The 21799-nt window shown below is 43.3% G+C and carries 22 protein-coding genes and 1 pseudogene; 3 read left to right on the top strand and 20 right to left on the bottom strand.

Annotated features, from left to right (window positions below):
* Positions 1–43 precede the first annotated feature (43 nt).
* A complete protein-coding gene (locus O3644_RS08450; protein ID WP_045497347.1) occupies positions 44–742 on the bottom strand; it encodes a GntR family transcriptional regulator in 699 nt (232 codons plus the stop codon).
* Between the two features lie 240 nt (positions 743–982).
* Between O3644_RS08450 and guaA the strand changes: the two genes are divergently transcribed.
* Entirely contained in the window at positions 983–2542 is a 1560-nt protein-coding gene (gene guaA / locus O3644_RS08445; protein WP_371595481.1) for a glutamine-hydrolyzing GMP synthase, read from the top strand.
* 61 nt (positions 2543–2603) lie between these two features.
* On the opposite strand, the gene O3644_RS08440 is transcribed toward guaA, so the two are convergent.
* The 19 genes and pseudogenes from O3644_RS08440 to udk all read right to left on the bottom strand — a co-directional run bounded on the left by O3644_RS08440 (position 2604) and on the right by udk (position 19613).
* Positions 2604–3584, bottom strand: coding sequence for a DUF1002 domain-containing protein (locus O3644_RS08440; RefSeq protein WP_371595480.1), 981 nt, complete (start codon positions 3582–3584; stop codon positions 2604–2606).
* 168 nt (positions 3585–3752) lie between these two features.
* Positions 3753–4604, bottom strand: coding sequence for an alpha/beta hydrolase (locus tag O3644_RS08435; protein WP_371595479.1), 852 nt, complete (start codon positions 4602–4604; stop codon positions 3753–3755).
* Positions 4605–4785: 181 nt separating this feature from the next.
* On the bottom strand, positions 4786–5367 hold the full coding sequence (locus O3644_RS08430; RefSeq protein WP_371595478.1) for a GrpB family protein: 582 nt from the start codon (positions 5365–5367) through the stop codon (positions 4786–4788).
* 74 nt (positions 5368–5441) lie between these two features.
* Positions 5442–6178: pseudogene (locus tag O3644_RS08425) on the bottom strand (DUF3307 domain-containing protein).
* Positions 6175–6840, bottom strand: a complete 666-nt coding sequence (locus O3644_RS08420; protein WP_371595477.1) for a SatD family protein — start codon at positions 6838–6840, stop codon at positions 6175–6177. The pseudogene O3644_RS08425 and the gene O3644_RS08420 overlap by 4 nt, the downstream one beginning before the upstream one ends.
* A 96-nt stretch (positions 6841–6936) precedes the next feature.
* A complete protein-coding gene (locus O3644_RS08415) occupies positions 6937–7254 on the bottom strand; it encodes a TfoX/Sxy family protein (RefSeq protein ID WP_371595476.1) in 318 nt (105 codons plus the stop codon).
* Positions 7255–7391: 137 nt separating this feature from the next.
* Positions 7392–8912, bottom strand: coding sequence for an ABC transporter permease/substrate-binding protein (locus O3644_RS08410; protein ID WP_371595475.1), 1521 nt, complete (start codon positions 8910–8912; stop codon positions 7392–7394).
* On the bottom strand, positions 8905–9633 hold the full coding sequence (locus O3644_RS08405) for an ABC transporter ATP-binding protein (protein ID WP_371595474.1): 729 nt from the start codon (positions 9631–9633) through the stop codon (positions 8905–8907). Before O3644_RS08405 ends, O3644_RS08410 begins: the two co-directional genes overlap by 8 nt.
* The gene (locus O3644_RS08400; RefSeq protein ID WP_371595473.1) at positions 9630–10592 is read right to left on the bottom strand and encodes a zinc-binding dehydrogenase; all 963 of its coding nucleotides are present in this window, start codon (positions 10590–10592) and stop codon (positions 9630–9632) included. Before O3644_RS08400 ends, O3644_RS08405 begins: the two co-directional genes overlap by 4 nt.
* A 14-nt stretch (positions 10593–10606) precedes the next feature.
* Entirely contained in the window at positions 10607–11371 is a 765-nt protein-coding gene (locus O3644_RS08395; protein ID WP_371595472.1) for a nuclear transport factor 2 family protein, read from the bottom strand.
* 3 nt (positions 11372–11374) lie between these two features.
* A complete protein-coding gene (locus tag O3644_RS08390) occupies positions 11375–11818 on the bottom strand; it encodes a MarR family winged helix-turn-helix transcriptional regulator (RefSeq protein ID WP_371595471.1) in 444 nt (147 codons plus the stop codon).
* 197 nt (positions 11819–12015) lie between these two features.
* The gene (locus tag O3644_RS08385) at positions 12016–12795 is read right to left on the bottom strand and encodes an L-threonylcarbamoyladenylate synthase (RefSeq protein ID WP_005590290.1); all 780 of its coding nucleotides are present in this window, start codon (positions 12793–12795) and stop codon (positions 12016–12018) included.
* A 99-nt stretch (positions 12796–12894) separates the two neighbouring features.
* Positions 12895–13485, bottom strand: a complete 591-nt coding sequence (leuD, locus tag O3644_RS08380) for a 3-isopropylmalate dehydratase small subunit (RefSeq protein WP_111694536.1) — start codon at positions 13483–13485, stop codon at positions 12895–12897.
* Positions 13486–13494: 9 nt separating this feature from the next.
* Positions 13495–14877 carry a 3-isopropylmalate dehydratase large subunit gene (leuC, locus tag O3644_RS08375; protein ID WP_288931902.1) on the bottom strand — a complete coding sequence of 461 codons (1383 nt, stop codon included), beginning with the start codon at positions 14875–14877 and terminating at the stop codon, positions 13495–13497.
* A gap of 1 nt (position 14878) precedes the next feature.
* Complete coding sequence (locus tag O3644_RS08370) at positions 14879–15145, bottom strand: DUF1294 domain-containing protein (protein ID WP_288931904.1); 267 nt, start codon at positions 15143–15145, stop codon at positions 14879–14881.
* Positions 15142–16179 (bottom strand): 3-isopropylmalate dehydrogenase, encoded by a 1038-nt coding sequence (gene leuB / locus O3644_RS08365; RefSeq protein ID WP_288931906.1) that lies wholly within the window; start codon positions 16177–16179, stop codon positions 15142–15144. The genes O3644_RS08370 and leuB overlap by 4 nt, the downstream gene beginning before the upstream one ends.
* 12 nt (positions 16180–16191) lie before the next feature.
* Positions 16192–17757 (bottom strand): 2-isopropylmalate synthase, encoded by a 1566-nt coding sequence (locus O3644_RS08360; RefSeq protein ID WP_288931909.1) that lies wholly within the window; start codon positions 17755–17757, stop codon positions 16192–16194.
* 511 nt (positions 17758–18268) lie between these two features.
* Positions 18269–18937: a YoaK family protein gene (locus tag O3644_RS08355; RefSeq protein ID WP_371595489.1), complete on the bottom strand. Its 669-nt coding sequence runs from the start codon at positions 18935–18937 to the stop codon at positions 18269–18271.
* Between the two features lie 40 nt (positions 18938–18977).
* A complete protein-coding gene (udk, locus tag O3644_RS08350) occupies positions 18978–19613 on the bottom strand; it encodes a uridine kinase (RefSeq protein WP_148888202.1) in 636 nt (211 codons plus the stop codon).
* Positions 19614–19716: 103 nt separating this feature from the next.
* On the opposite strand from udk, the gene O3644_RS08345 reads away from it, so the two are divergent.
* Together O3644_RS08345 and O3644_RS08340 are read left to right on the top strand one after the other, a co-directional pair.
* A complete protein-coding gene (locus tag O3644_RS08345; RefSeq protein WP_371595470.1) occupies positions 19717–20697 on the top strand; it encodes a Gfo/Idh/MocA family protein in 981 nt (326 codons plus the stop codon).
* Positions 20690–21778: a DEAD/DEAH box helicase gene (locus O3644_RS08340; RefSeq protein ID WP_371595469.1), complete on the top strand. Its 1089-nt coding sequence runs from the start codon at positions 20690–20692 to the stop codon at positions 21776–21778. The genes O3644_RS08345 and O3644_RS08340 overlap by 8 nt, the downstream gene beginning before the upstream one ends.
* The last annotated feature ends 21 nt before the right edge of the window (positions 21779–21799 follow it).

Raw genomic sequence — 21799 nt, 5'->3', positions numbered from 1 at the left:
TGCCGAATGACAGTTTTTTTATAACGTAATTTAAATTATGTAATTATTTGTTTTCCAAATAAAATTCAAAGCGTTCGCCGACATACTGGCTTTTTACGTACTCAAAGGCCGTTCCATCATCAAAATAAGAAACTTGTGTCAAGCCTAAAATGGCATGACCACGGGGGATTCCTAGGTATTTAGCGATTTTCTCCTTGGCCAAACGGGCGTAAATGGTCTGTTGGGACTTGCCAATTTTATAGCCGTGCTCTTGCAGGGTTTGAAAGAAATGGCTGGTCACTTCTTCTTTTTTGAAATTTTTTATAAATTTCTCTGGAATTGAGGCAACTTCATAGACAACGGGGATATCGTCAGCGTAGCGAACCCGTTCCATGCGGATGATGTTCTCTGTCTTATGGATGCCCAGCTTTTCGACTTCTCGCTCGCTAGGCAGTGTCCGACGGTAGGAAATCAGCTGGCTGGACGGAATTTTTCCTTGAGACTTCATAATTTCTGTAAAACTAGTTGTTCCGCGCATTTTTTCCTGAACGCGTGTGCTTGCGACATAAGTCCCGCTGCCGACTCGCCGCTCAAGAACTCCCTCTTCGACCAAGAGAGTGATGGCTTGGCGCAAGGTCATTCTGCTGACCTCGAAAGTTTCAGCAAGATCACGTTCGCTTGGCAAACGCTCGCCAATCTCCCAAATACCCTCGTCAATATCTTTTTTTATTTGATCATGTATTTTCACATAAGCAGGTAACATCAATAGCCCTCTTTTCTGATTTTAAGCAGCTTTTTTATACATTTATTGTATTATCAATTAGTTTAAAAGTCAAACTAAATATCAATCAATGTAGGGAAATCCTATTTGATTATCATTTTTTAGAACAAATGTCTTAGCTTTTCATTTATTTTACTTGCAGCTGGCTCTATTACCTTGGAAAAATTTGATTTTTGTGATAAAATGAGGGGAAAAGATTACTTCTTTCAAGAAAGGGAAAAGATGACAACTACAACTGAATTGCAAGATGTTGAAAAAATCATCGTGCTTGATTACGGCAGTCAGTACAACCAGCTGATTTCACGTCGTATCCGTGAAATTGGTGTATTTTCTGAACTCAAGAGCCATAAGATTACAGCGGATGAAGTCCGTGCTATCCGTCCTGTTGGGATTATCCTTTCAGGTGGGCCTAACTCAGTTTATGAAGAAGGTTCATTTGATATTGATCCAGAAATCTTTGAGTTGGGGATTCCAATTTTAGGGATTTGCTACGGTATGCAGCTTTTGACTCATAAATTAGGCGGGAAAGTATTGCCAGCAGGTGATGCCGGCAATCGTGAATATGGTCAATCCAAACTAGCACGTACTACTTCTCCTCTTTTTGAAGGCACACCAGATGAGCAGCTTGTCCTGATGAGCCACGGTGATGCGGTGACAGAGATTCCTGCAGACTTTGTCCGCACTGGTACATCTGCTGACTGTCCTTTTGCATCTATTGAAAATCCTGACAAGAAAATCTACGGAATCCAGTTCCACCCTGAGGTTCGTCATTCTGAGTACGGTTACGATATTTTGCGCAATTTCGCTCTTAATATCTGTGGAGCTAAAGGCGACTGGTCTATGGATAACTTCATTGATATGCAGATTCAAAAAATCCGTGAAACAGTCGGTGACAAACGTATCCTGCTCGGCCTATCAGGTGGTGTTGACTCTTCTGTTGTAGGTGTCCTCTTGCATAAAGCTATCGGCGATCAATTGATCTGTATCTTTGTAGATCATGGTCTTTTGCGTAAAGGCGAAGCAGATCAGGTCATGGAGATGCTGGGCGGAAAATTTGGTTTGAATATCGTCAAGGCAGATGCTGCTAAGCGTTTCCTTGACAAACTTGCTGGTGTATCTGATCCAGAGCAAAAACGTAAAATCATCGGAAACGAGTTTGTCTACGTCTTTGACGATGAAGCCAGCAAACTGAAAGATGTGAAATTCTTGGCTCAAGGCACACTTTATACCGACGTTATCGAATCTGGTACCGATACTGCTCAGACCATCAAGTCTCACCACAATGTTGGCGGTCTGCCAGAAGATATGCAGTTTGAGTTAATTGAGCCACTTAACACGCTCTATAAGGATGAAGTGCGCGCTTTGGGTACAGAGCTTGGCATGCCTGATGAAATTGTCTGGCGCCAGCCTTTCCCAGGTCCTGGCCTTGCTATCCGTGTCATGGGTGAAATCACTGAGGAAAAATTGGAAACTGTCCGTGAGTCAGACGCTATTCTCCGCGAAGAAATCGCCAAAGCTGGTCTTGACCGCGATATCTGGCAATACTTCACTGTCAACACTGGCGTTCGTTCAGTCGGTGTTATGGGCGATGGCCGGACTTACGACTACACAATTGCCATTCGTGCTATCACTTCTATCGATGGTATGACAGCTGACTTTGCCAAGATACCTTGGGATGTTCTGCAAAAAATCTCTGTTCGTATCGTCAATGAAGTTGACCATGTCAATCGCATCGTCTACGATATTACCAGCAAACCACCTGCAACTGTGGAGTGGGAATAAGAAATATGCAAAAACCAGCTAGATTCTAGCTGGTTTTTTAGTTACTTTTTTGAAGATAGTCTTATTGACCTAGCAGGCCCTTAAAGAAATTGACGATTGCATTCCAGATATTGCTAAAGAAATTACCGCCATCTTCAAGAAGTCCGTTTGCATCAAAGTTAAGGTTGATATTATTGAATGTGTCACCAGCCTTTGAAACAATACTGTTTTTCAAGTCGGTGAGCGTTTTTGTGAAATCAGAATTTGTGATGACTCCGCTGTTTGAAAGATTTACTGCAAAGTTAATAATCAGATTGATTTGGTCAGTTGTGACAGAACTGCTGAGACCGTAGTTTTTCAGTGTTTCCTCAACGATTTTACGGACATCAGCTTCTGTCAAATTGCTGTTATTCTTTTTAGCATTAGCAACAGCTGTTTTAATATCTGTCAGAGCCACATTCAGCTTATCAGCATCGTAACCTTCCTTGCCCTGGTTCTCGGCGTTGATATTTGAAAGGGCTGCCAATTCTTCCTGAGCCAAATCTTTATTTTCCTGAGGAACGCTAGCTCCATTTTCCTCCAGCGAGTAATAGATACCAGCCAGGGCGCTTTCTCCAGTTACAGGGATCGGTGCTGCTACCGTGATTTCTGCATGCTGTACGCCCAAGGTAACTGCTGCATTACGATACATATCCTCTGTAACCTTGGTGATGTTTTGCGGCGTAACAATCTTAACTTGAAGCGGCTTCTTGTTGCCCAACTTCTTAATCTTAACAGAAGAATATAGCTGCAAACTAGGATCATTTGCTACATTCATAATCTTTGAATAGACATCAGGTGTCATAGTTTTCAAAGGTTTAGAATCACTCGATGCATTGTAGCCTAAGAGCTGAAGCGTTTGCTCTTTTTGACCATCATCCAAGGAATAGCCCAAGACATACTCAGGCTGAACATAGGTTTCGTCAATGACTTTTTGAACGTTTGTGTCAGCCATTGCTGTAGAAACGGTAAAGAGAGTAGCTAGAAAAGCTCCTGCTGTCAGTAATGTTTTCTTAAATTTCATTTAACTCCTCAATCTATCTCTAAACAATAAGGTTTTAGAGAAGCTTCGATTATAATCAGCGGATTGCGCTGTCACATCAAATAGGAAAGGAAAACTTTCCATAGAACAAAATAGTATAAAATGCTTAAAGTTTTCTTATAGACAAAGAATAGCTTGCAATTCTTAAAATCATTTGCCCCAAAGAAAATCAATCAATAGTCTATCGACTTCTGGATTTTCATGCAGCTGGCTATGCTGAGCCAGAGGGCCGGTCACTCGTTTTTCCTGATAGGACTTGGCATTGTCAATTACAAGATACTTGAGACTGCGAGAAGAAACGTTTAAAACAGAACCATCCGATTGATTTTTAAAATCTCCATAGATATTAAGCACATCCACTTGATCTTGCGGATAAATTTCGCGCAAGCCCAGAAGTTTTTGATAGCTATCACTCATGGCACTAGGTTTCCCCGTTTTGGAATCTAGAATGGTCAAATTAGCCGGCAAATCCATGCCCTCCAAACCATTGACATGATTGGCGATATTTACCTGCTTTTGTAGTTGTGGAAGTTCTTCATTTTGACCATGTTCTAATAGGTAAAATAGGATAGACATATTTCCCATAGAATGTGCAACAAAATTCATCTTTTTAAAACCATATCTTGCTTGCAACTCTCTAACAACTGCTGCTGCATACTCTCCATCCTGAGCATAGTTGGCATTCCGATTGTCCTCGAACTCAACCATGACAATTGGATTAACAGCATCTTTCGGAATATCTCCTTTAAGAGTTACTTGAGCGTGACGATCAACTGTAGCTGTGATGATTGTTTGAGTGACTCCAGCTTGTCGGGCTGCTTCTGTCATATGCTTTTCAACATTGGCACTCGATCCATAACCGTGGAAAAACAAGGTAGGTGTGCTTGACTGAATATAGTCTCTACTATTTAATCCTTTGGTTTGCCGATTGTAGATTAGAAATAAGCTAACAAGAGCAATGAACAGAAAAGTTGAGAGTGCGATAGTAGACCGTTTTCTCATTTTCCACCTCCTAACTCGTATGGATTAGTATTATAACATTTCTAATAACCTTAAACAACTAAAGAAGACGATATTCTAATTAAAAAGAATTAATGAGAATTTAATATGTATTAAATCGTATTAAGTTTGTTTTTATTCGTATTAACTTGAATAGGCGATCATCGCACCGAGAACTATCATGCTATTCAATTTTATCGTCATACCTTCTCTTATAAAGCTTTTTGGCTCTTTGCGTGTACTGCCTAATGAAATCGGTTTTAGCTTCTGTATAGGCATCACGACTGTGCTCGTATTTTTTCCATAAGATTAATTTTAAATGCTCGTAGTCTTTAGCGACAGCTGGATGATCTTTCAGATAGTCTCGGAAATAGAGTTCATCATTGTCTCCGTAGTAGCGCAAATGCAAGTGAAAAACTCGTTCAGCAAAACCTTGCAGTGTGTAGCCCTTGTTAAAAGACATGCGGCCTTCTGACTCTGACATAAGCAGGTAGCCATGCTCCAGCAATTCTCTCTTGATGCTCCCCATATCTTCACTTCGAGGAATTTCTAAAAGAATGTCAATAATCGGCTTAGCCCATATCCCCTCAATAGAGGTGGAACCAATATGATGCAATTTATACAACTGATTTTCTGGCAAAAAACTTTGTATTCTTCTGCTTTCCTCCTTATACCAAGCTGCCCAGTTCTTATTGTGCTCCTCTAAGAAAATCGGGAACAACTGCCATAATTCTTCTAAAGACATATCTTCTAATTTTTTGGACATGTGCCTTCTCCTTACCTTGTATCAAATGAGAATTAGAGTAAAGACTGGGAATCCTATCCCAGCCTCAGTTTTTATTACCAATAAAGCAAGCCATAAGTCAGTAAAACGCTGATCATGCTAAAAAGTGAACCGATCAGGTAGTATTCGGCAAAGGACTGGCTTTCTGAGATCTTATTATAGCGGGCAATAGATTTAGCTGTAAAAACTAACCCAATGGCAGTAAACTGCCCGAAAATAAGGGAAAGTCCCATAATCAAGCGCTCCAAAATCCCAATATGGCACCAGCCCCCGCAATAGTCTCTCCGCTGTCTTCTCCTGCCTGATACTTGCTGAAGAAGAGTTTAAAGAGGATATTAATCGGCTTACCAGTAAGGGCGAAGAAAAAGAGAGCTTGCAGCATGAGGTAGCGCTCAGACAGCCAATTAGGAGCTGGAATTTGCTGCTGCCCTAAGAGAAAATAAAGAGCAAAAATGCTTATCAGATGCAAAACCTGATCCAATATAAAGGCAAACTTTTGAGCATAATGCCGGACAATCAAAGAATTCAACCTATTCTTCAAGAAGTCAATAAGCGCATGACTGAGCCAGACCAAGCCGAAATATGGCAGATACTTAGGTAGGACTAGCCCTAAGAGTAACAAGGGCAAGAGAACAATTCCCAAGTGGAGAATCAAAAAATTTAACCGCCGGCTTTTGAGGTCGGCCATTTTCTGACTTTGAAGCTGAAAATCAGCTAGCACATGAGCCAGCAAAGTCAATACAAGAATCGGATTCTGCATGAAAAATTCTGAAAATCCCATAAAATTTGTCATTGTTCAGCCTCCTTTGCTGCCTGTAGAATCATTCTCATAGCTAAACGACGATTTCTCAGATAGATCTTCAGCCCAGACGACTTCAGCCGCTTACTAAGCGCACTGGGACTAATCTGCAGCAGCTCTGCTATTTCTCCATGAGAAAAATTCTCGTCATAGATATATTCCATGAGCATCCGCTCGAGCACCTCTCTCTGACTGGTATTCCACTTACTCTGGATAAACGAAGTAGCTGCCAGCACCGTATTGACCGCCTGACTGAGTTCTTCATCTCCCAAGGATACAGCTATACGGCTGCTGCCGTAATCATTTTTTTCGTGGACTGCGTTAATAGCTGCGCGTGCCCTCCAATAGGCTGGACCGTCCGAGCCAATACTTTGCTCGCGATTGATATCCGTCACAATCTCCCCCAGACCAAGACCAAAGCGAATCGGGTGAGGAAAGCCTAAGGCAATCTGATCAATGAGCCGCATGACTTCAGGATTAGGGCGCAACAAAGCTTGAAACTCATCTCCTGTCGTAATGGTAAAAGGCGACACCAGATAATTCTGATAATCTTTATTTAGCACCGCCATCAATTCCTGCAACTCTTGCTGCGCCTGCTTGCGGTTTTTTAGCTGTTTGGACTCAATCAAATCTCCAATAAGAGCAATATAAAGCATAGCTGATCAAACCTCCTTTAAGTCCATTATAAAGGAAAAATTTTAAAATGTCTATTACAACGGAAAATTTTAGAAATATCTATTAGAACAGAAAGACTATTTTTTCTTTTTAGGTGCTGGCAAGACAGGATAGACAGCTTCAATCAAACTGCAGAGAAAGGCAGCATCTTCTACTTCTTTTATATGAAGCATTGGCTTTGCACCTGGATAAGGGAGTTCATAGACTGGATTCTCTAAGAGAGTCAGAGCAGGCTGGACTGGCTTGAGCAGCAGGCGATTGTCATAAATCCCGCCGAATAAGCGGCCTTGATAATAGAGCAAATATTCCCCCATCATCTTACGAAAGCTGATTTCTTGACCTAAGCCCTGCAGCTGCTTCAGGATAAAATCCAAATATTCTTGACTAGATGCCATCGGAACACCTCCATGAATTGATACTTTATTATACCAAAAATGGATGAAGATTGCTGATGTATCTTCTTCAATCCGTAGTCTGTCTATCCTCGGGTAAGCAAAAAAGCTAGACCTAACAAGTCTAACTCTTTTACTTCTTATTTTTTTAAAAGTCCTTTCTTGACCAGAAAGTCACGCGCAACGTCTTCGGCCTTTTTACCTTCAATGCCAACTTGATAATTCATCTGGCTCATCTGGCTTTCCGTAATTTTACCAGCTAGTTTATTGAGAATAGATTCCAATTCTGGATGTTTTTCTAACAATTCAGCCTTCATGAGAGGTGCCCCTTGATAAGGAGGGAAAAGATGTTTATCGTCTTCTAAAATCTGAAGTTGATAGCGCTCAATTTCAGGATCAGTCGAGTAGACTTCCATAATCTGAATATCACCTGATTTAATCGCATCATAGCGAAGGGCTGGCTCCATAGTTGATACATTGAGATTCAGTCCATAGACCGACTGAAGCCCCTTATTCCCATCTTCACGGTCGTTAAATTCTAGGGTAAAACCTGCTTTAAGCTTGTCTTGGACTGCTTTAAGATCAGAGATGGTTTTAAGATTGTATTCTTTAGCAACACTCTTAGGCACTGCAATCGCATAGGTATTTTGATAAGCCATGTGATTGAGCAAGACTAGATTGTCCTGTTTCTTAATGCCATCGCGTGCTGCTTCAAAAACTTCTTCAGCATCATTGCTAACCTTTGGAGCAGGCTGCAAGAGAGTTCCAGTAATCGTACCTGTAAACTCAGGATAGATATCAATATCGCCTTTCTTTAAAGCCTGATAAAGGAAGTCGGTTTTTCCAAAGTTTGGTTTGACCGTAACAGTCATATCCGTATTTTCCTCGATGAGGAGTTTATACATATTCATAAGAATTTCTGGTTCTGGACCTAATTTCCCAGCAATAACCAGATGATCCTTCTCCTGCTTGGGAAGCAGACTCGGCGAGTAAGAAGCGCCGAGGCCGATGATTAAGACAGCAAAAGCTGTAAATACCGTCTGAAGCTTAGCCTTTTCCATCCATTTAAGGAGACTATTGAAAAGAATAGCCAAAACTGCAGATGAAATAGCTCCAATCAAGATCAGACTGGCATTGCGACGGTCAATTCCTAGAAGGATAAAAGAACCTAGTCCACCAGCTCCGACAAGGGCTGCCAGAGTTGCTGTTCCGATAATCATTACCGTTGCCGTCCGAATTCCTGACACGATGACGGGCATAGCTAGAGGCAGTTCAAACTTTTTGAGTCGCTCCCACTTGGTCATCCCAAAGGCGATTCCAGCTTCTTCTAAACTAGGATCAATTCCATTCAAGGCAGTGACAGTATTTTCTAAAATCGGAAAAATAGCGTAAATCACCAGAGCAGTCAGTGCCGGCAGTGTACCAATCCCCATGAGGGGGATAAAGAGCCCCAGCAAGGCCATTGAAGGAATGGTTTGAAAGATTCCTGCAATTTGCAACACCCAATTGGCTGTCTTTTTGTGACTATGAAGATAGATAGCGAGCGGAATGGTCAAGAAGATGGCCACTAATAAGGTCAGAAGAGACAGCTGGAGATGTTGCCCTAAGGCTGCCAACCATTCGCCAAAGCGCTCCTGAAAGGTAGAAAACAAATTAGCCATGTTGAACACCTCCAAATAAATCTGCTACGAAGCTGGTCGCAGGTGCAGATAAGATTTCCTCAGGTGTTGCTACTTGACGAATCTCTCCATCCTGTAAAACAGCAATCCTATCTCCTAATTTCAAAGCTTCGTCCGTATCATGGGTCACAAAGATTGTCGTCATCCCAAACTGGTCATGGATACTCTTGGTCAAGCTCTGCAATTGCTTACGCGAGATGGCATCAAGAGCAGAAAAAGGCTCGTCCATCAGCAGGATTTTGGGTTGGGCGATAATGGCACGGACAATGCCCACCCGCTGCTGCTCACCACCAGACAGCTCACTCGGCATACGCTGAGCATAGTCTTCTGCAGGCAAGCCCACTAGCTCCAGCAATTCATCGGTCTTCTGCTCAATATCTGATTTGCTCCATCCTTTCATTTCAGGAATGAGAGCAATATTTTCAGCCACAGTTAGGTTTGGAAAGAGGGCAATGGCCTGTAAAACATAACCAGTAGAAAGACGAAGTTCACGCTCATCATAGTCTTTGATGCGCTTGCCATCCATGTAAATATTTCCATCAGTTGGTTCCAAGAGACGGTTAATCATCTTAATCATGGTCGTCTTACCTGACCCAGATGGCCCAACTAAAACCATGAATTCACCATTCTCAATTCGTAAATTGACATCTCTCAAGACATCTTTTTCTGTATAGCGTAGCGCTACATTTTTATATTCAATCATTGTTTGTCCTCATTTTTTACGATAACCTTGCCAAAAGACTGGCTACTTTCCAGATAAGCATGAGCGTCCTGGATTTGCTCAATAGAAAATACTTTTTCAGGTCGCACATCTATCTGATACCGCTCCACAAAGTCCACCAAAGCTTGAAGCTTGTCTTGAGACACATTGCCAGAAGCAAAGGTAGTCAAGTAGAGATTGCGGTAAAGCATTTCAATAGGGTCAAAATCTGGAATAGTCCATTGACCGCCCAGCAAGCCACAAGAGCAGATGATACCACCATCTGCCGTCCGAGCAAATGTATCAAGAATATCACTCGGACCGACAAGATCCAAGACCTTGTCAAACTGCTCTTCCGTTTGCAAGACACCATCCTTGTCCAAAATCACCTGGTCAAATCCTGACTCTTTTAGCTGCTCTTCCTTGCCCAGACTACGGCTACTTCCAGTCAGATAGACATTTGGAAATTGCCCTTTGAGAAGTTTTGCAAAAGCAATCCCAACACCACTAGTCGCCGCCCGAACCAGAACTCTGTCTCCCTCCTCAATCTTGAGATTGAGATAAGAGCCAAATGCTGTGTAGTAGGTTTCAGGCAGTGCGATTAAACTTTCCAAAGCAAGCTCTGTCCTCACAGGATAAACCTGTTTATCTGGTAGCAAAACATACTCAGCATAACCACCATCAAAAGCACGGCCCATTTCTCCCATGATGGAGATGACTTGCTGCCCGACCTGCAAATCGGGACGATTGGTCTCCTCTACAAGTCCCACACATTCAAGTCCTAAAATCCGTGGAAATTGAACGGACGGCGATAGTCCTTGACGAGTAAAAATCTCACTATGGTTGATTCCAAATCCTTGTACCTTGACCAAGGTCCAACCTTCTTTAACAGTAGGTTTTGGAACTTCCACAACCTGCAGAACTTCTGGTCCTCCGGCTTCCTTAACAAGCACAGCTTTCATCTTAGTATCTCCTTTTAAAACTTCCCTCGGTTGGTCAAGTCTTCTACCTTAGGCATGACTTCTTTATTGTCCCAATGCTCCACAATTTTCCCATTTTCTAGACGGAAGATATCATACTGAGCATAAGCCACACCATCGATCTGAGTCTGCCCATAGCTGACCACATAGTTTCCTTGTCCCAAAAGCTGGAAAACAAAGTCAAAAGAAACCCCGTGATCAGCTACATAGTCTTTATAAGCCTGACTTCCTTGTCCAATCTCATGATTATGCTGAATCAAATCTTCTGCCACATAATCACTCCACTGCTCTAGTTCGCCATTTTGGAAAATTTCTGTCAAGAAACGACGAACGATTTTTTTATTTTCCGCTGTCTTGTCCAAATCCGTGATTTCAAAATCTCCAAAGATCTGGTCTAACTGTCCATTTTCCGGAGCACGATAGTAGTCAATGACATCCCAATGCTCCACGATACGACCATTCTCATCCGCACGGAAAGTATCAGTCGTCACCCATTGAGCTTCCCCGCCATTGAGAAATTGATGGACATGGACAAAGACTAGATTGCCATCCTCAATGGTGCGGACAATTTTCATCTCACGCTCGGGATGACGCTCAAAGAAATTTGCAAAGAAAGCCGCAAACCCTTCTTTCCCATCTGGCACACCTGTCGAGTGTTGGATATAAGTATCCCCTACAGACTGAGCTTGAGCCTCAGCAACACACCCGTCTTGAATGGCATGAATATATAAATTTTGCGCATTTTCAACTTGTTTTGACATGATTTATGCCTCATTTGCTTTCTCTTTCAGATTGGCTAAAATACGTTCCTGATAATTTTCAAACTGGCGAATTTCTTCCTCAGTGAATCCTTTATAAAAAATTGCATCCAATTTTTGACTGATACGATAGCCAAATTCTTTCTGGGACCAACCCTGCTCTGTCAACTTGACATATTTCTTTCTCTTATCTATTCCACATGGGCTAATGATGACTAGGTTTTGCTCCTCAAGTTTCTTAATCATAGTCGTCAGCGTATTATTCGCGAGACCAGTCGCAAGCGCGATATCTGTCGCCGTAGCACAACCTGTCTCACTATTCCATAAAACCGCTAAAATCTTGCCCTGTTCACTCCGATAAAGAGCCTCAGGATCCTGACTCAGTAACTTTTGAAAAATCCGCCCATTCAACAAACGAATATGATGGGCAACTAAATGACTATCTTTCATACTTCCTCTAATTTATTTCTATATCGAATTGTTTTTGTTTATTGTAACACCCGATATTACACTTGTCAAGAATTTTATTCGATTTCGAAATAATTTAAAATTGGATAAAGTTCTTTAAACTCAAAGTTCAAAACAAAAAAACCCAGTGTCTAAGAGGTCTTCTCTCCTACACTGAGCTTCTTTTTTATATTTTTATATTAGTAATATTCACCCTGACGGTAATCCCATGAGTTAAAGGTATCAGACAGGTGCATCATGATTTTGTCGATGTCCAAGCCTTTGCGGATGACCACTGGTGCTGGTGAGATGGAACGCTGGCCACCTTGTTCTGGGATCAGTTTTCCATCCTTGTCAACCATTGAGACCATAACACCTTGCTCGTAGCGAGTTTCAATGGTCTTGTCTGGCTGGATAGAGGCTACATAGTCATCTGCTTCAATGACGAGGTCAACAGCGTTTTCGATGCGCTCGCCAATTCCTTCGACCTTGCCGCGGTTTCCTTTACCGGATGGGTTGGCTGAGGATGCATAAACCATCTTGCCTTCTTCCCAAAGCTTAGCTGCCAGCTGCTCGCCCGCCTTACCAAACTTAATAACAAAACAGCTCGTGCCACGAACATCTGTCATCAGCTCTTCCCGACCGTCACCATAGGCTTTGAGCTTTTCAAAAGCTTCTGGCTTCCATGGAAGGATACAGCCCAAGAGGATATCTTCATCCCAATGCTTTTGATAAAAAGCTTCAATTTCCGGATTTAGCTGCGCCAAAGCACGAAGCTCATCCATACTGCCACAGAGGACAACACCTGGCTTATTACGGTTACGAGCCTTAGCTTCGAACTTACGCTCCAATCCTGCCTTATCGCTAGTCATAATAATGTAACCCACCTTAGTCGGGCAAACGATACAGCCGCCATCGCCTTTCAGGATGTCATAACCTTCTTGTGAAAGAGTTCCGTTCCATTGAATGTGTTTTGTCATAAGTTTCTTCCTTTTCTATTAAATTAAGATTTATTTTACCATATATTTTTATCGGAGACAAGATGTTTTCAGAATTTTCTTAATATATTGAAAACAATTTTACTGCCAATAAGAGGGACGATTTTTTTCATATTCTGCAATCAAATCCTCATACTGTAGAGTAATGCCGATATCATCCAGACCGTTGAGGAGCTTGTGCTTCCATTCTCCATCAATGTCAAAGGAGAATTCTCCCACTGGTGAAAAAATCTTCTGCTGCTCCAAATCCACCGTCACTTCATCCGTCGGCTTCAGATTAGCCAAAGCTTGCCGGACTTCGAGCGGCTGAACGATAGGCAACATTCCGTTATTCAGCTCGTTATTGTAGTGAATATCGCCGAAAGATCCAGCAATGACTACCTTGAAGCCATAGTCAGCCAAGGCCCAGGCAGCGTGCTCGCGAGAGGAACCCGCTCCGAAATTATCCCCTGTAATCAGAATAGTCGCCTTGCGATACTCCGGTCTGTTAAAGACGAAATCAGGATCTTCGGTGTACCGATTGTCCAGATAACGCCAAGCGTACATGAGATACTTACCAAAGCCTTTTTTATCAATCAACTTGAGAAACTGCTTGGGCAAAATTTGGTCCGTATCAATATTATCGTTCATGAGGGGGACTGTTGTCCCCGTGTAGATTGTAAATTTTTCCATAAAACTTCCTTACTGGACCTCCGGTAGCTGGCGGACGTCTACGAAGTGCCCGGCAATGGCTGCCGCTGCTGCCATGGCTGGACTGCAAAGATGGGTTTTAGCGCCAAATCCCTGACGATCCTCAAAATTCCGATTACTGGTCGAGGCACAGTGAACTCCGTCTGGCACCTTGTCTGGATTCATTCCCAGACACATGGAGCAACCCGGATCGCGCCACTCAAAGCCTGCATCCACGAAAATTTTATCCAGTCCCATCTTTTCAGCAGCCCGCTTGACCGGACGAGAGCCTGGCACGACGATAGCTGTTAGATTGGGAGCGATATGCTTACCAGCGACAAACTTAGCTGCCAGCTGCAAATCGCTGAGTCTGGCATTGGTGCAAGAGCCGATAAAGATATAACCCAGCTCAATATCTTCTGCTTTCTTACCCGGAGAGAGGTCCATGTAATTGTAGGCCCGCTCATCGTTCATATCGCGAATTTCCGGGAAAGCCGCACCGAATTCCACTCCCATAGAAGGATTGGTTCCCCAAGTCACCATAGGTGCCAACTGGGAAACATCCATCTCAATGACCTTATCATAGACAGCATCAGAATCACTGACCAGAGTCTTCCAATCAGCCACTGCCGCCTCAAAGTCCTTGGGAGCGCCCGGCCGACCTTTAACGTAATCATAGGTCTTCTGATCAGGATTCATAATGCCCATCTTGGAGCCAAACTCAATGGACATATTGCAGATGGTCATGCGCTCTTCCATGGTCAAATGATCAATGGCATCACCGGCATACTCGACCACATAGCCAACACCTGCAGCTACACCGTATTTGGCAATCAAAGCGAGGATGAAGTCCTTGGAATAAACACCTTTAGGTGGCACTCCGGTAAATTTGACCAGCATTTTCTTGGGTTTGACTTGCCAAATGGTCTGCGTTGCAAAGACGTGCTCTACCTCCGAAGTACCAATTCCAAAAGCAATAGCTCCAAAAGCTCCGTGAGTGGCCGTGTGACTATCACCGCAGACGATGAATTTGCCTGGCTGTGTCTTACCTGTTTCCGGTCCAACCATATGAACAATCCCTTGCAGTTCCGATCCGTGAGCCGCATGCTCGATGCCAAAATCCTTGACATTCTCAGAGAGCTTATCAATCTGAGCCTTGGAAATCACATCCCGGATATCATAGATATTGACCGTAGGAACATTATGGTCAAAAGTTCCAAAAGTTAAGTCCGGTCGTCTAACCTTGCGACCGGCATCTCGAAGTCCTTGAAAAGCCTGAGGGCTGGTTACTTCATGAATATAATGCTGATCCACATACATAAGCTGGGGTTGACCTTCTTGGCCTGTTATTACGTGTCTTTCCCAAATCTTATCAAAAATCGATTTTCCAGCCATACTAACTTCTCCATATGTAATACAAAATTCCAATTTCCACTATTATTCCGCCAAACCAAGCCAGCCAAAAATACCATTTCCTGGTCTTGTGATGAAAGAGGCGACCGCCTAATAAAGCGCCCAAACCTCCGGCTACTAAAGCTGACAAGAGCAAAGTCTTCTCTGGAATGCGGTAGTGATTTTTCTTAGCCTTTCGCTTATCCCAGCCATAAAGCAGGAAAACGACAAGGTTCCATAGCAGGCAAATACCTGTTAATATCCATTTCATAAGTTATTGATAATGGCCTCCGTCATTTGAGCTGTCCCTGCCTGACCACCCAGATCTCGGGTTAAAATACCCTGAGCCAAAGTCTTCTCAACCGCTGCTTCAATCGCTTCTGCAGCTTCTAGCTCTGCAAAACTATCCCGCAGCATCATGGCCACAGAAAGGATCATACTGATAGGGTTGGCAATGCCCTGCCCCGCAATATCTGGAGCCGAACCATGGATTGGCTCATAAAGACTTGGTCCAGCTGCCGAATGACTGGCCGATGGCATAACTCCCAACGTACCTGATAAGACACTGGACTCGTCGGATAGAATATCTCCGAAGAGATTTTCTGTTACTACAACATCAAACTTAGCAGGATTGGTAATCATGAGCATAGCAGCGCTGTCCACCAGCTGGTGCTCCAAGGTCACATCTGGATAATCCTTGGCCACCTCATCTGCTACTCTGCGCCAGAGTTTGGAGGTCGCTAGCACATTTTGCTTATCAATACTGGTCACGCGCTTTCTGCGACCACGCGCAATATCAAATGCCTTACGGACAATTCGCTCCACCTCTTCATAGCTGTAGTTGTTGATATCACGCGCGGTTCTGTCCTCCAAAATATGCTCACCAAAGTAAATCCCACCAGTCAGCTCACGCACGACCACGAAGTCCACGCCAGCAATTCTTTCAGCTTTCAAAGGCGATAAATGCTTCAGAGCATCGAAAATCTTAACTGGGCGGATATTGGCATAGAGCTCAAGTTCCTTGCGCAGAGCGAGCAATCCTTGCTCAGGACGAACTGGAGCATTATCATACTGGGGACTGCCGATAGCTGCTAGGAGAATAGCATCCGCCTCCTTAGCCGCTTTTAGAGTTGACTGAGGCAGAGGATGACCTTCCGCATCAATACCAGCACCCCCAAAAGCCTTCTCCGTGATATGATAAGTAAAGCCGAACTTGTCCGCAACAGCAGCCAGCACTTGGAGACCAGCCTCCATGATTTCTGGGCCGATCCCGTCACCCGCCAGAGCTACAATTTCTTTTGTCATAGTCGCTTCCTTCTAATTATTTGCAGGCAGATCGTGGTAGGATACCTGACGGCCGATTTCACCTGCATTTTCCTTTTGCACAAAGGTATTGGCATGGATATAGGCAATCGCGCTGGCCTTAAGAACATCAAAGTCAATACCAGAGGAGTTGAAAATCGTATCTGTATCCGTATTTTCAACAGCTACTAAAACACGCGCCTGAGAGTCAATTCCGTCCGTCACGGCCTCAATGTTATAGGCCAAAAGTTGAACAGACTGGTTAAAGAATTGGTCAATAGCATTAAAGATAGCTTCGACACTTCCCTTGCCTTCTGCCACACAGCTGACCGTCTCTCCGTCGCCATTAACCAGCTGCACATCTGCTGTGATGGTATGATCGTCATTGGTCGTCAGCTGCAGATCATTAAAGTGGAAGCCTTCTGGATTTTCAACTGTCGTTCCAGCAATCAGAGCCCGAATGTCAGCGTCCGTGACTTCATTTTTCTTATCAGCCAAGACCTTAAACTTAGCAAAGAGCTCATTAATTTCAGATTCTTCAAAGTCCAGAGACAGTTCTTTGAGCTTTTCAACAAAGGCGTGGCGACCAGACAGCTTGCCGAGCGGCAGTGAATTGCTCTTGACTCCAACTAGCTCTGGTGTGATAATTTCATAGGTCAGTGGATTCTTAAGAACACCATCCTGATGGATACCAGACTCATGAGAGAAGGCATTGCCACCAACGACTGCCTTATTCTTAGGCACTGGAATACCTGAGAAGCGGGACACCAACTCAGAAGTGTTGATGGTTTCATTAAGTACAATGTCTGTCTCAACTTGGTAATAATCCTTGCGAATTTCCAAAGCAACTGCTACTTCTTCCAGAGCAGCATTACCAGCACGCTCACCAATACCATTAATAGTGCCTTCCACCCGTCTAGCTCCGTATTTGACCGCAGACAGGCTGTTGGCTACTGCCATTCCCAAATCATCATGACAGTGAGAACTATAGATAATCTCACGATCTGTTTGGACATTGTCAATCAGATGCTTGAAAATATTGCCAAATTCCTCTGGTGTGGTAAAGCCTACTGTGTCAGGAATGTTAATGTAGCTAGCCCCCGCATCAACTGCTGTCTGGACAACTTGAAGCAGAAAATCCAGCTCTGTCCGTGTTGCGTCCTCAGGTGAAAACTCGACAATCTCAAACTTGGAGCGAGCATAGGAAACGTGCTCCTTAATGGCTTCTAAAATCTCTTCCTTGGACTTTTTCAGCTTGAACTCTCTGTGGATGGGACTGGTCGCAATAAAGACGTGGATCTGCGGATGTTTGGCATCTTTGAGTGCCTCGTAGCAAGCATCAATGTCAGATTTAACCGAACGCGCCAGACCCGTGACGGAAGCTTTAGTGATGACTTTAGCAATCTCTTGCACTGCCGCAAATGAATCTGGACTAGCAGCTGGGAAACCAGCTTCAATAGCAGAAATTCCCCATTTTTCTAGTTGTTTAGCAATGGCAACCTTTTCCTTAATAGAGAAATTCACTCCCGGTGTCTGCTCACCATCCCGAAGGCTGGTATCAAGAAACTCAACTTTTTGCATAGACTTTCCTCTTTCTTTATCGTTTAAAACAGCTATAAAAATCAATGAGAGATACAACTATGAAATGAACTTTTAGTTCGCTTTTCTCAGTATATCCTAGCAAAGATTTTCGTGAAGAATAAAATAAAAACACCTCGCTGGAAGCCAAGCGAGATGTTGATTTACTCCCGCTTGGTAAGCCAAACAGGACTAATGCTTTCGCACTAGCCCGAGTAACGCAACAACAAAGCAAAGTTTGAAAATTGAGTTGACTTCATGTTTGACTGACTCCTTTTGAAATGTTATTGATTAGTATTTTAGCACAGTATCATTCGGCTGTCAACAGATAATTCGATATTTTCAGAAAATTTTTAATACGCTGGATTATTTTGTGACCTTATTACTATAAATGCGGAAAAGAAAGAGAAGCAGGCCAGCTACTCCTTCTTCTAGTATTATATTATTTCTCTCATTTCTCTTTTTTTTTAATAATTTACTAATCAGGCTTCTTCATTCCTAAGCCATTTCGCCTTTATCTTCGTACATACTGAACCAAGCGGAACATCATGAAGGCAAATAGAATTCCTGCAACAATCCAAATCGTTCGTAAAGCGTAAAATTGGAGCAGATAGGTCGAAATAATGGCTCCGATGACAAAGCTTCCTAACAAAGCAACAAAGAAAATGCCCTCTTTCAAGTATGGTTTTTCCTTCGTTCGCACAAAGTTCCCAAAAGCCACCATCGTTTTCTTGATATTTCCTGTCATAAAGGAATTATTGTAGACTATACCATCTACTTCGCCAAAAGCTGTTGCAACGACCCCCATACAGAAAGCAATCGGAGGAACAATCAGCATATTTGGCACGGTACTTGGCATAAAACCTACCAGAGTACAGATGAGTACCATTGGTGAAATGCTACTTACCCGCCATATTGATTGTTCAAAAAAGGGACGGAAAACAGTTATCAGGAAAATACCTAGCATGAAAGCCAGCATGGTAGCCAGTTTCACTTCAATTTCTCCAGTTTTATGATGAATCATCTCAACGGACAAAAAAACAACATTCCCTGTCTGTCCAGCGACCAAGGTACCTCCGCGCTCCATGAAAGTGTAGGCATCTACGAATCCTGCGCAAAAGGTCAGCAGGCAGGCAAAAAACTTCGATCGGGAGTGAAATTCCCTTTTGACTAACTTTTTCATCATTGACCCAAAAAGTCCAGTGTAACACCAGACTTCCTTTCTATCCTTCTCTAGCTTCCTCCAAAATCTTTTCAATCTTGGTGGTAATTAAATCAATCGCAACTTTATTAGAAGCGCCTTCTGGAATGATAACATCCGCATAGCGCTTGGTCGGCTCGATAAACTGATGGTACATAGGCTTGACGACACCTAAATACTGCTCAATGACACTATCCAAACTGCGTCCACGCTCCTCCATGTCCCGCTTAATCCGACGAATAATCCGCACATCATCATCAGTATCGACGAAAATCTTGATGTCCATCAAATCGCGGAGGCGTTGGTCTTCCAATACCAAAATCCCCTCTACAATGAAGACATCCTGTGGTTCTTGACGATAGGTTTTATTACTGCGCGTGTGCTCCGTATAGTCATAGGTTGGGATGTCCACTGGACGGCCAGCCAAAAGCTCCCTGATCTGCTCAATCATGAGGTCTGTATCAAAAGCAAAAGGATGGTCATAGTTGGTCTTGACCCGCTCCTCAAAGGTCAAATGTGATTGATCCTTGTAGTAAGAATCATGCTCAATCATAGAAATCTTTTCATTTGGAAAATGATCTAAAATCGCCCGAGATACACTGGTTTTTCCCCCACCAGAACCACCTGTAACACCGATAATAATAGGTCTGTTTTGCATTGTTTTCTCCATTACTTGTTATCCTATCTATTATACCAAAATCATGATATAATGAAAGGGTGAATCAAGAAAAATTCAGGAAAATCATTTTAAAGGAGAAAGTATGTTACGACTCGGTATCATCGGTACGGGATCCATTTCCCACGAGTTTATCAAAGCAGCTCAACTGAGTGGTGAGTATGAATTTACAGCTGTTTACTCACGAACCTTGAGTGCCGCAGAGCGTTTTGCGCAAGCTTATAAAAATGTCGCACTCTACACCGATATGATTGAATTCTTATCTGCCGACCTAGATGTAGTTTACATCGCCAGTCCCAATAGCCTCCACTTCAACCATGCCAAGGTAGCCATTTTGGCTCGAAAACATGTCATTGTTGAAAAGCCGGCTGTATCAAGGCCTGAAGAATGGCAAGAATTGGTCAAGCTGGCAGCTGAGCATCAGGTTTATATCTTTGAGGCAGCTAGAAACTACCACGAAGCTGCTTTTGCAGTCATTCAGGACTTCCTAAAAGACAAGAAAATCTGGGGAGCCAACTTCACCTATGCCAAATACTCCTCCAAGATGGGAGCCCTGCTGAGTGGACAGGAGCCCAATGTTTTTTCCGCTAAATTCTCAGGCGGTGCTCTGATGGATCTGGGCGTCTACACGCTTTATGCAGCTGTCCGACTCTTTGGTGCTCCACAAAACACCTGCTATACAGCTCAACAACTGCCAAATAGCGTTGACCTTAACGGTTCTGGCAGTCTGATTTATCCTGATTTTCAGGTTCGTATTCAAGCTGGAAAAAATATTCATAGCCAGCTGCCAGCTGAAATCTATACGGACCAAGGCACTCTTACCTTAGACGGTATCGAGTTTATCCGCTCTGCCATTTTCCAAAAGCTCAATGGAGAGACGGAAAGTCTAGCTATCCGCCAAGCAGAGCACCAAATGTTGGAAGAGGCTCAGGCTTTTGCTCGTGTCCTTAAAGGTGGCCAGGAAGAACTTTATAGCGACTATCTGCAGGCTGCTACTGCTGTGCATGAGTGTCTGTTTGCCATGAGAAAAGATGCTGGTATTAGATTTGAGGTTGACCATGATTAAAGAAACATTCCCAACAGTCTGGCAGGAACAGCTAAATCAGCTCGGTTTTGCTGAACTGACTGCCATCCAAGAAAAAATATTCCAGCCCATTTCCCAGGGAGAAACGGTGCTAGGCATCAGTCCGACCGGTACAGGCAAGACATTGGCCTATCTCTTTCCCAGCTTATTGAAATTGAAGCCTAAAAAAGCGCAGCAGCTTTTAATTTTAGCTCCAAATACAGAGCTGGCAGGACAGATTTTTGATGTTTGTAAGTCTTGGGCGGAGCCTTTGGGCTTGAGCAGTCAACTCCTACTCTCTGGTAATAGCCAGAAAAGGCAGATTGAGCGGCTCAAAAAAGGGCCGGAGATCCTAATTGGTACACCTGGTCGGATTTTTGAGCTCATTAAGCTCAAGAAAATCAAGATGATGAGTGTTGACACTATTATCCTAGATGAATTTGATCAACTTCTCAGTGATTCCCAGTATGCGTTTGTTGATAAGATTCTGCATTATGCACCGCGTGACCACCAGCTGATTTACATGAGTGCTACAGCTAAATTTGACCAAGAGAAGATCGCTGAAAATACTCTGCGCATCAGCATTGACGACCAGACTTTGGACAATATCCAGCACTTCTATATGCAGGTGGAAAAGCGTGACAAGGTTGAACTCTTGCGCAAGCTATCCAATGTAGAAGAATTTCGTGGACTAGTTTTTTTCAACAGCTTGTCAGATTTGGGCAGCGCCGAAGAAAAGCTTCAGTATCGAGGAGCTAGTGCGGTCTCTCTAGCCAGCGATGTCAATGTAAAATTCCGCAAGGTCATTCTTGAGAAATTTAAAGATTACGATATCACACTCTTGCTGGCGACTGACATAGTTGCACGTGGCATTGATATTGATTCTCTAGAGTGCGTAGTCAACTACGAAGTGCCGCGCGATCTGGAAACCTACACCCACCGTTCTGGCCGAACGGGTCGCATGGGCAAGGAAGGCTATGTCATCACCTTCATCAGCCACCCAGAAGAATTAAAAGCTCTCAAAAAATATGCCTCTGTCCGCGAAATCATCTTGAAAAAACAAGAACTGTATGTGTGTCCTTAAGCGAGAATTACGGTAATCAAT

It is taken from the genome of Streptococcus sp. 27098_8_113, from assembly GCF_041432545.1.
GTDB lineage: Bacteria > Bacillota > Bacilli > Lactobacillales > Streptococcaceae > Streptococcus.
Note: the sequence above shows the minus strand (reverse complement) of the source record. Positions and strands in the feature narration are given on the sequence as shown.

Bases quoted from the DNA above. Each gene is read 5' to 3' on its own strand.
- O3644_RS08450 (WP_045497347.1), bottom strand. From the start codon at position 742: ATGTTACCTGCTTATGTGAAAATACATGATCAAATAAAAAAAGATATT.
- guaA (WP_371595481.1), top strand. From the start codon at position 983: ATGACAACTACAACTGAATTGCAAGATGTTGAAAAAATCATCGTGCTT.
- O3644_RS08440 (WP_371595480.1), bottom strand. From the start codon at position 3,584: ATGAAATTTAAGAAAACATTACTGACAGCAGGAGCTTTTCTAGCTACT.
- O3644_RS08435 (WP_371595479.1), bottom strand. From the start codon at position 4,604: ATGAGAAAACGGTCTACTATCGCACTCTCAACTTTTCTGTTCATTGCT.
- O3644_RS08430 (WP_371595478.1), bottom strand. From the start codon at position 5,367: ATGTCCAAAAAATTAGAAGATATGTCTTTAGAAGAATTATGGCAGTTG.
- O3644_RS08420 (WP_371595477.1), bottom strand. From the start codon at position 6,840: ATGCTTTATATTGCTCTTATTGGAGATTTGATTGAGTCCAAACAGCTA.
- O3644_RS08415 (WP_371595476.1), bottom strand. From the start codon at position 7,254: ATGGCATCTAGTCAAGAATATTTGGATTTTATCCTGAAGCAGCTGCAG.
- O3644_RS08410 (WP_371595475.1), bottom strand. From the start codon at position 8,912: ATGGCTAATTTGTTTTCTACCTTTCAGGAGCGCTTTGGCGAATGGTTG.
- O3644_RS08405 (WP_371595474.1), bottom strand. From the start codon at position 9,633: ATGATTGAATATAAAAATGTAGCGCTACGCTATACAGAAAAAGATGTC.
- O3644_RS08400 (WP_371595473.1), bottom strand. From the start codon at position 10,592: ATGAAAGCTGTGCTTGTTAAGGAAGCCGGAGGACCAGAAGTTCTGCAG.
- O3644_RS08395 (WP_371595472.1), bottom strand. From the start codon at position 11,371: ATGTCAAAACAAGTTGAAAATGCGCAAAATTTATATATTCATGCCATT.
- O3644_RS08390 (WP_371595471.1), bottom strand. From the start codon at position 11,818: ATGAAAGATAGTCATTTAGTTGCCCATCATATTCGTTTGTTGAATGGG.
- O3644_RS08385 (WP_005590290.1), bottom strand. From the start codon at position 12,795: ATGACAAAACACATTCAATGGAACGGAACTCTTTCACAAGAAGGTTAT.
- leuD (WP_111694536.1), bottom strand. From the start codon at position 13,485: ATGGAAAAATTTACAATCTACACGGGGACAACAGTCCCCCTCATGAAC.
- leuC (WP_288931902.1), bottom strand. From the start codon at position 14,877: ATGGCTGGAAAATCGATTTTTGATAAGATTTGGGAAAGACACGTAATA.
- O3644_RS08370 (WP_288931904.1), bottom strand. From the start codon at position 15,145: ATGAAATGGATATTAACAGGTATTTGCCTGCTATGGAACCTTGTCGTT.
- leuB (WP_288931906.1), bottom strand. From the start codon at position 16,179: ATGACAAAAGAAATTGTAGCTCTGGCGGGTGACGGGATCGGCCCAGAA.
- O3644_RS08360 (WP_288931909.1), bottom strand. From the start codon at position 17,757: ATGCAAAAAGTTGAGTTTCTTGATACCAGCCTTCGGGATGGTGAGCAG.
- O3644_RS08355 (WP_371595489.1), bottom strand. From the start codon at position 18,937: ATGAAAAAGTTAGTCAAAAGGGAATTTCACTCCCGATCGAAGTTTTTT.
- udk (WP_148888202.1), bottom strand. From the start codon at position 19,613: ATGCAAAACAGACCTATTATTATCGGTGTTACAGGTGGTTCTGGTGGG.
- O3644_RS08345 (WP_371595470.1), top strand. From the start codon at position 19,717: ATGTTACGACTCGGTATCATCGGTACGGGATCCATTTCCCACGAGTTT.
- O3644_RS08340 (WP_371595469.1), top strand. From the start codon at position 20,690: ATGATTAAAGAAACATTCCCAACAGTCTGGCAGGAACAGCTAAATCAG.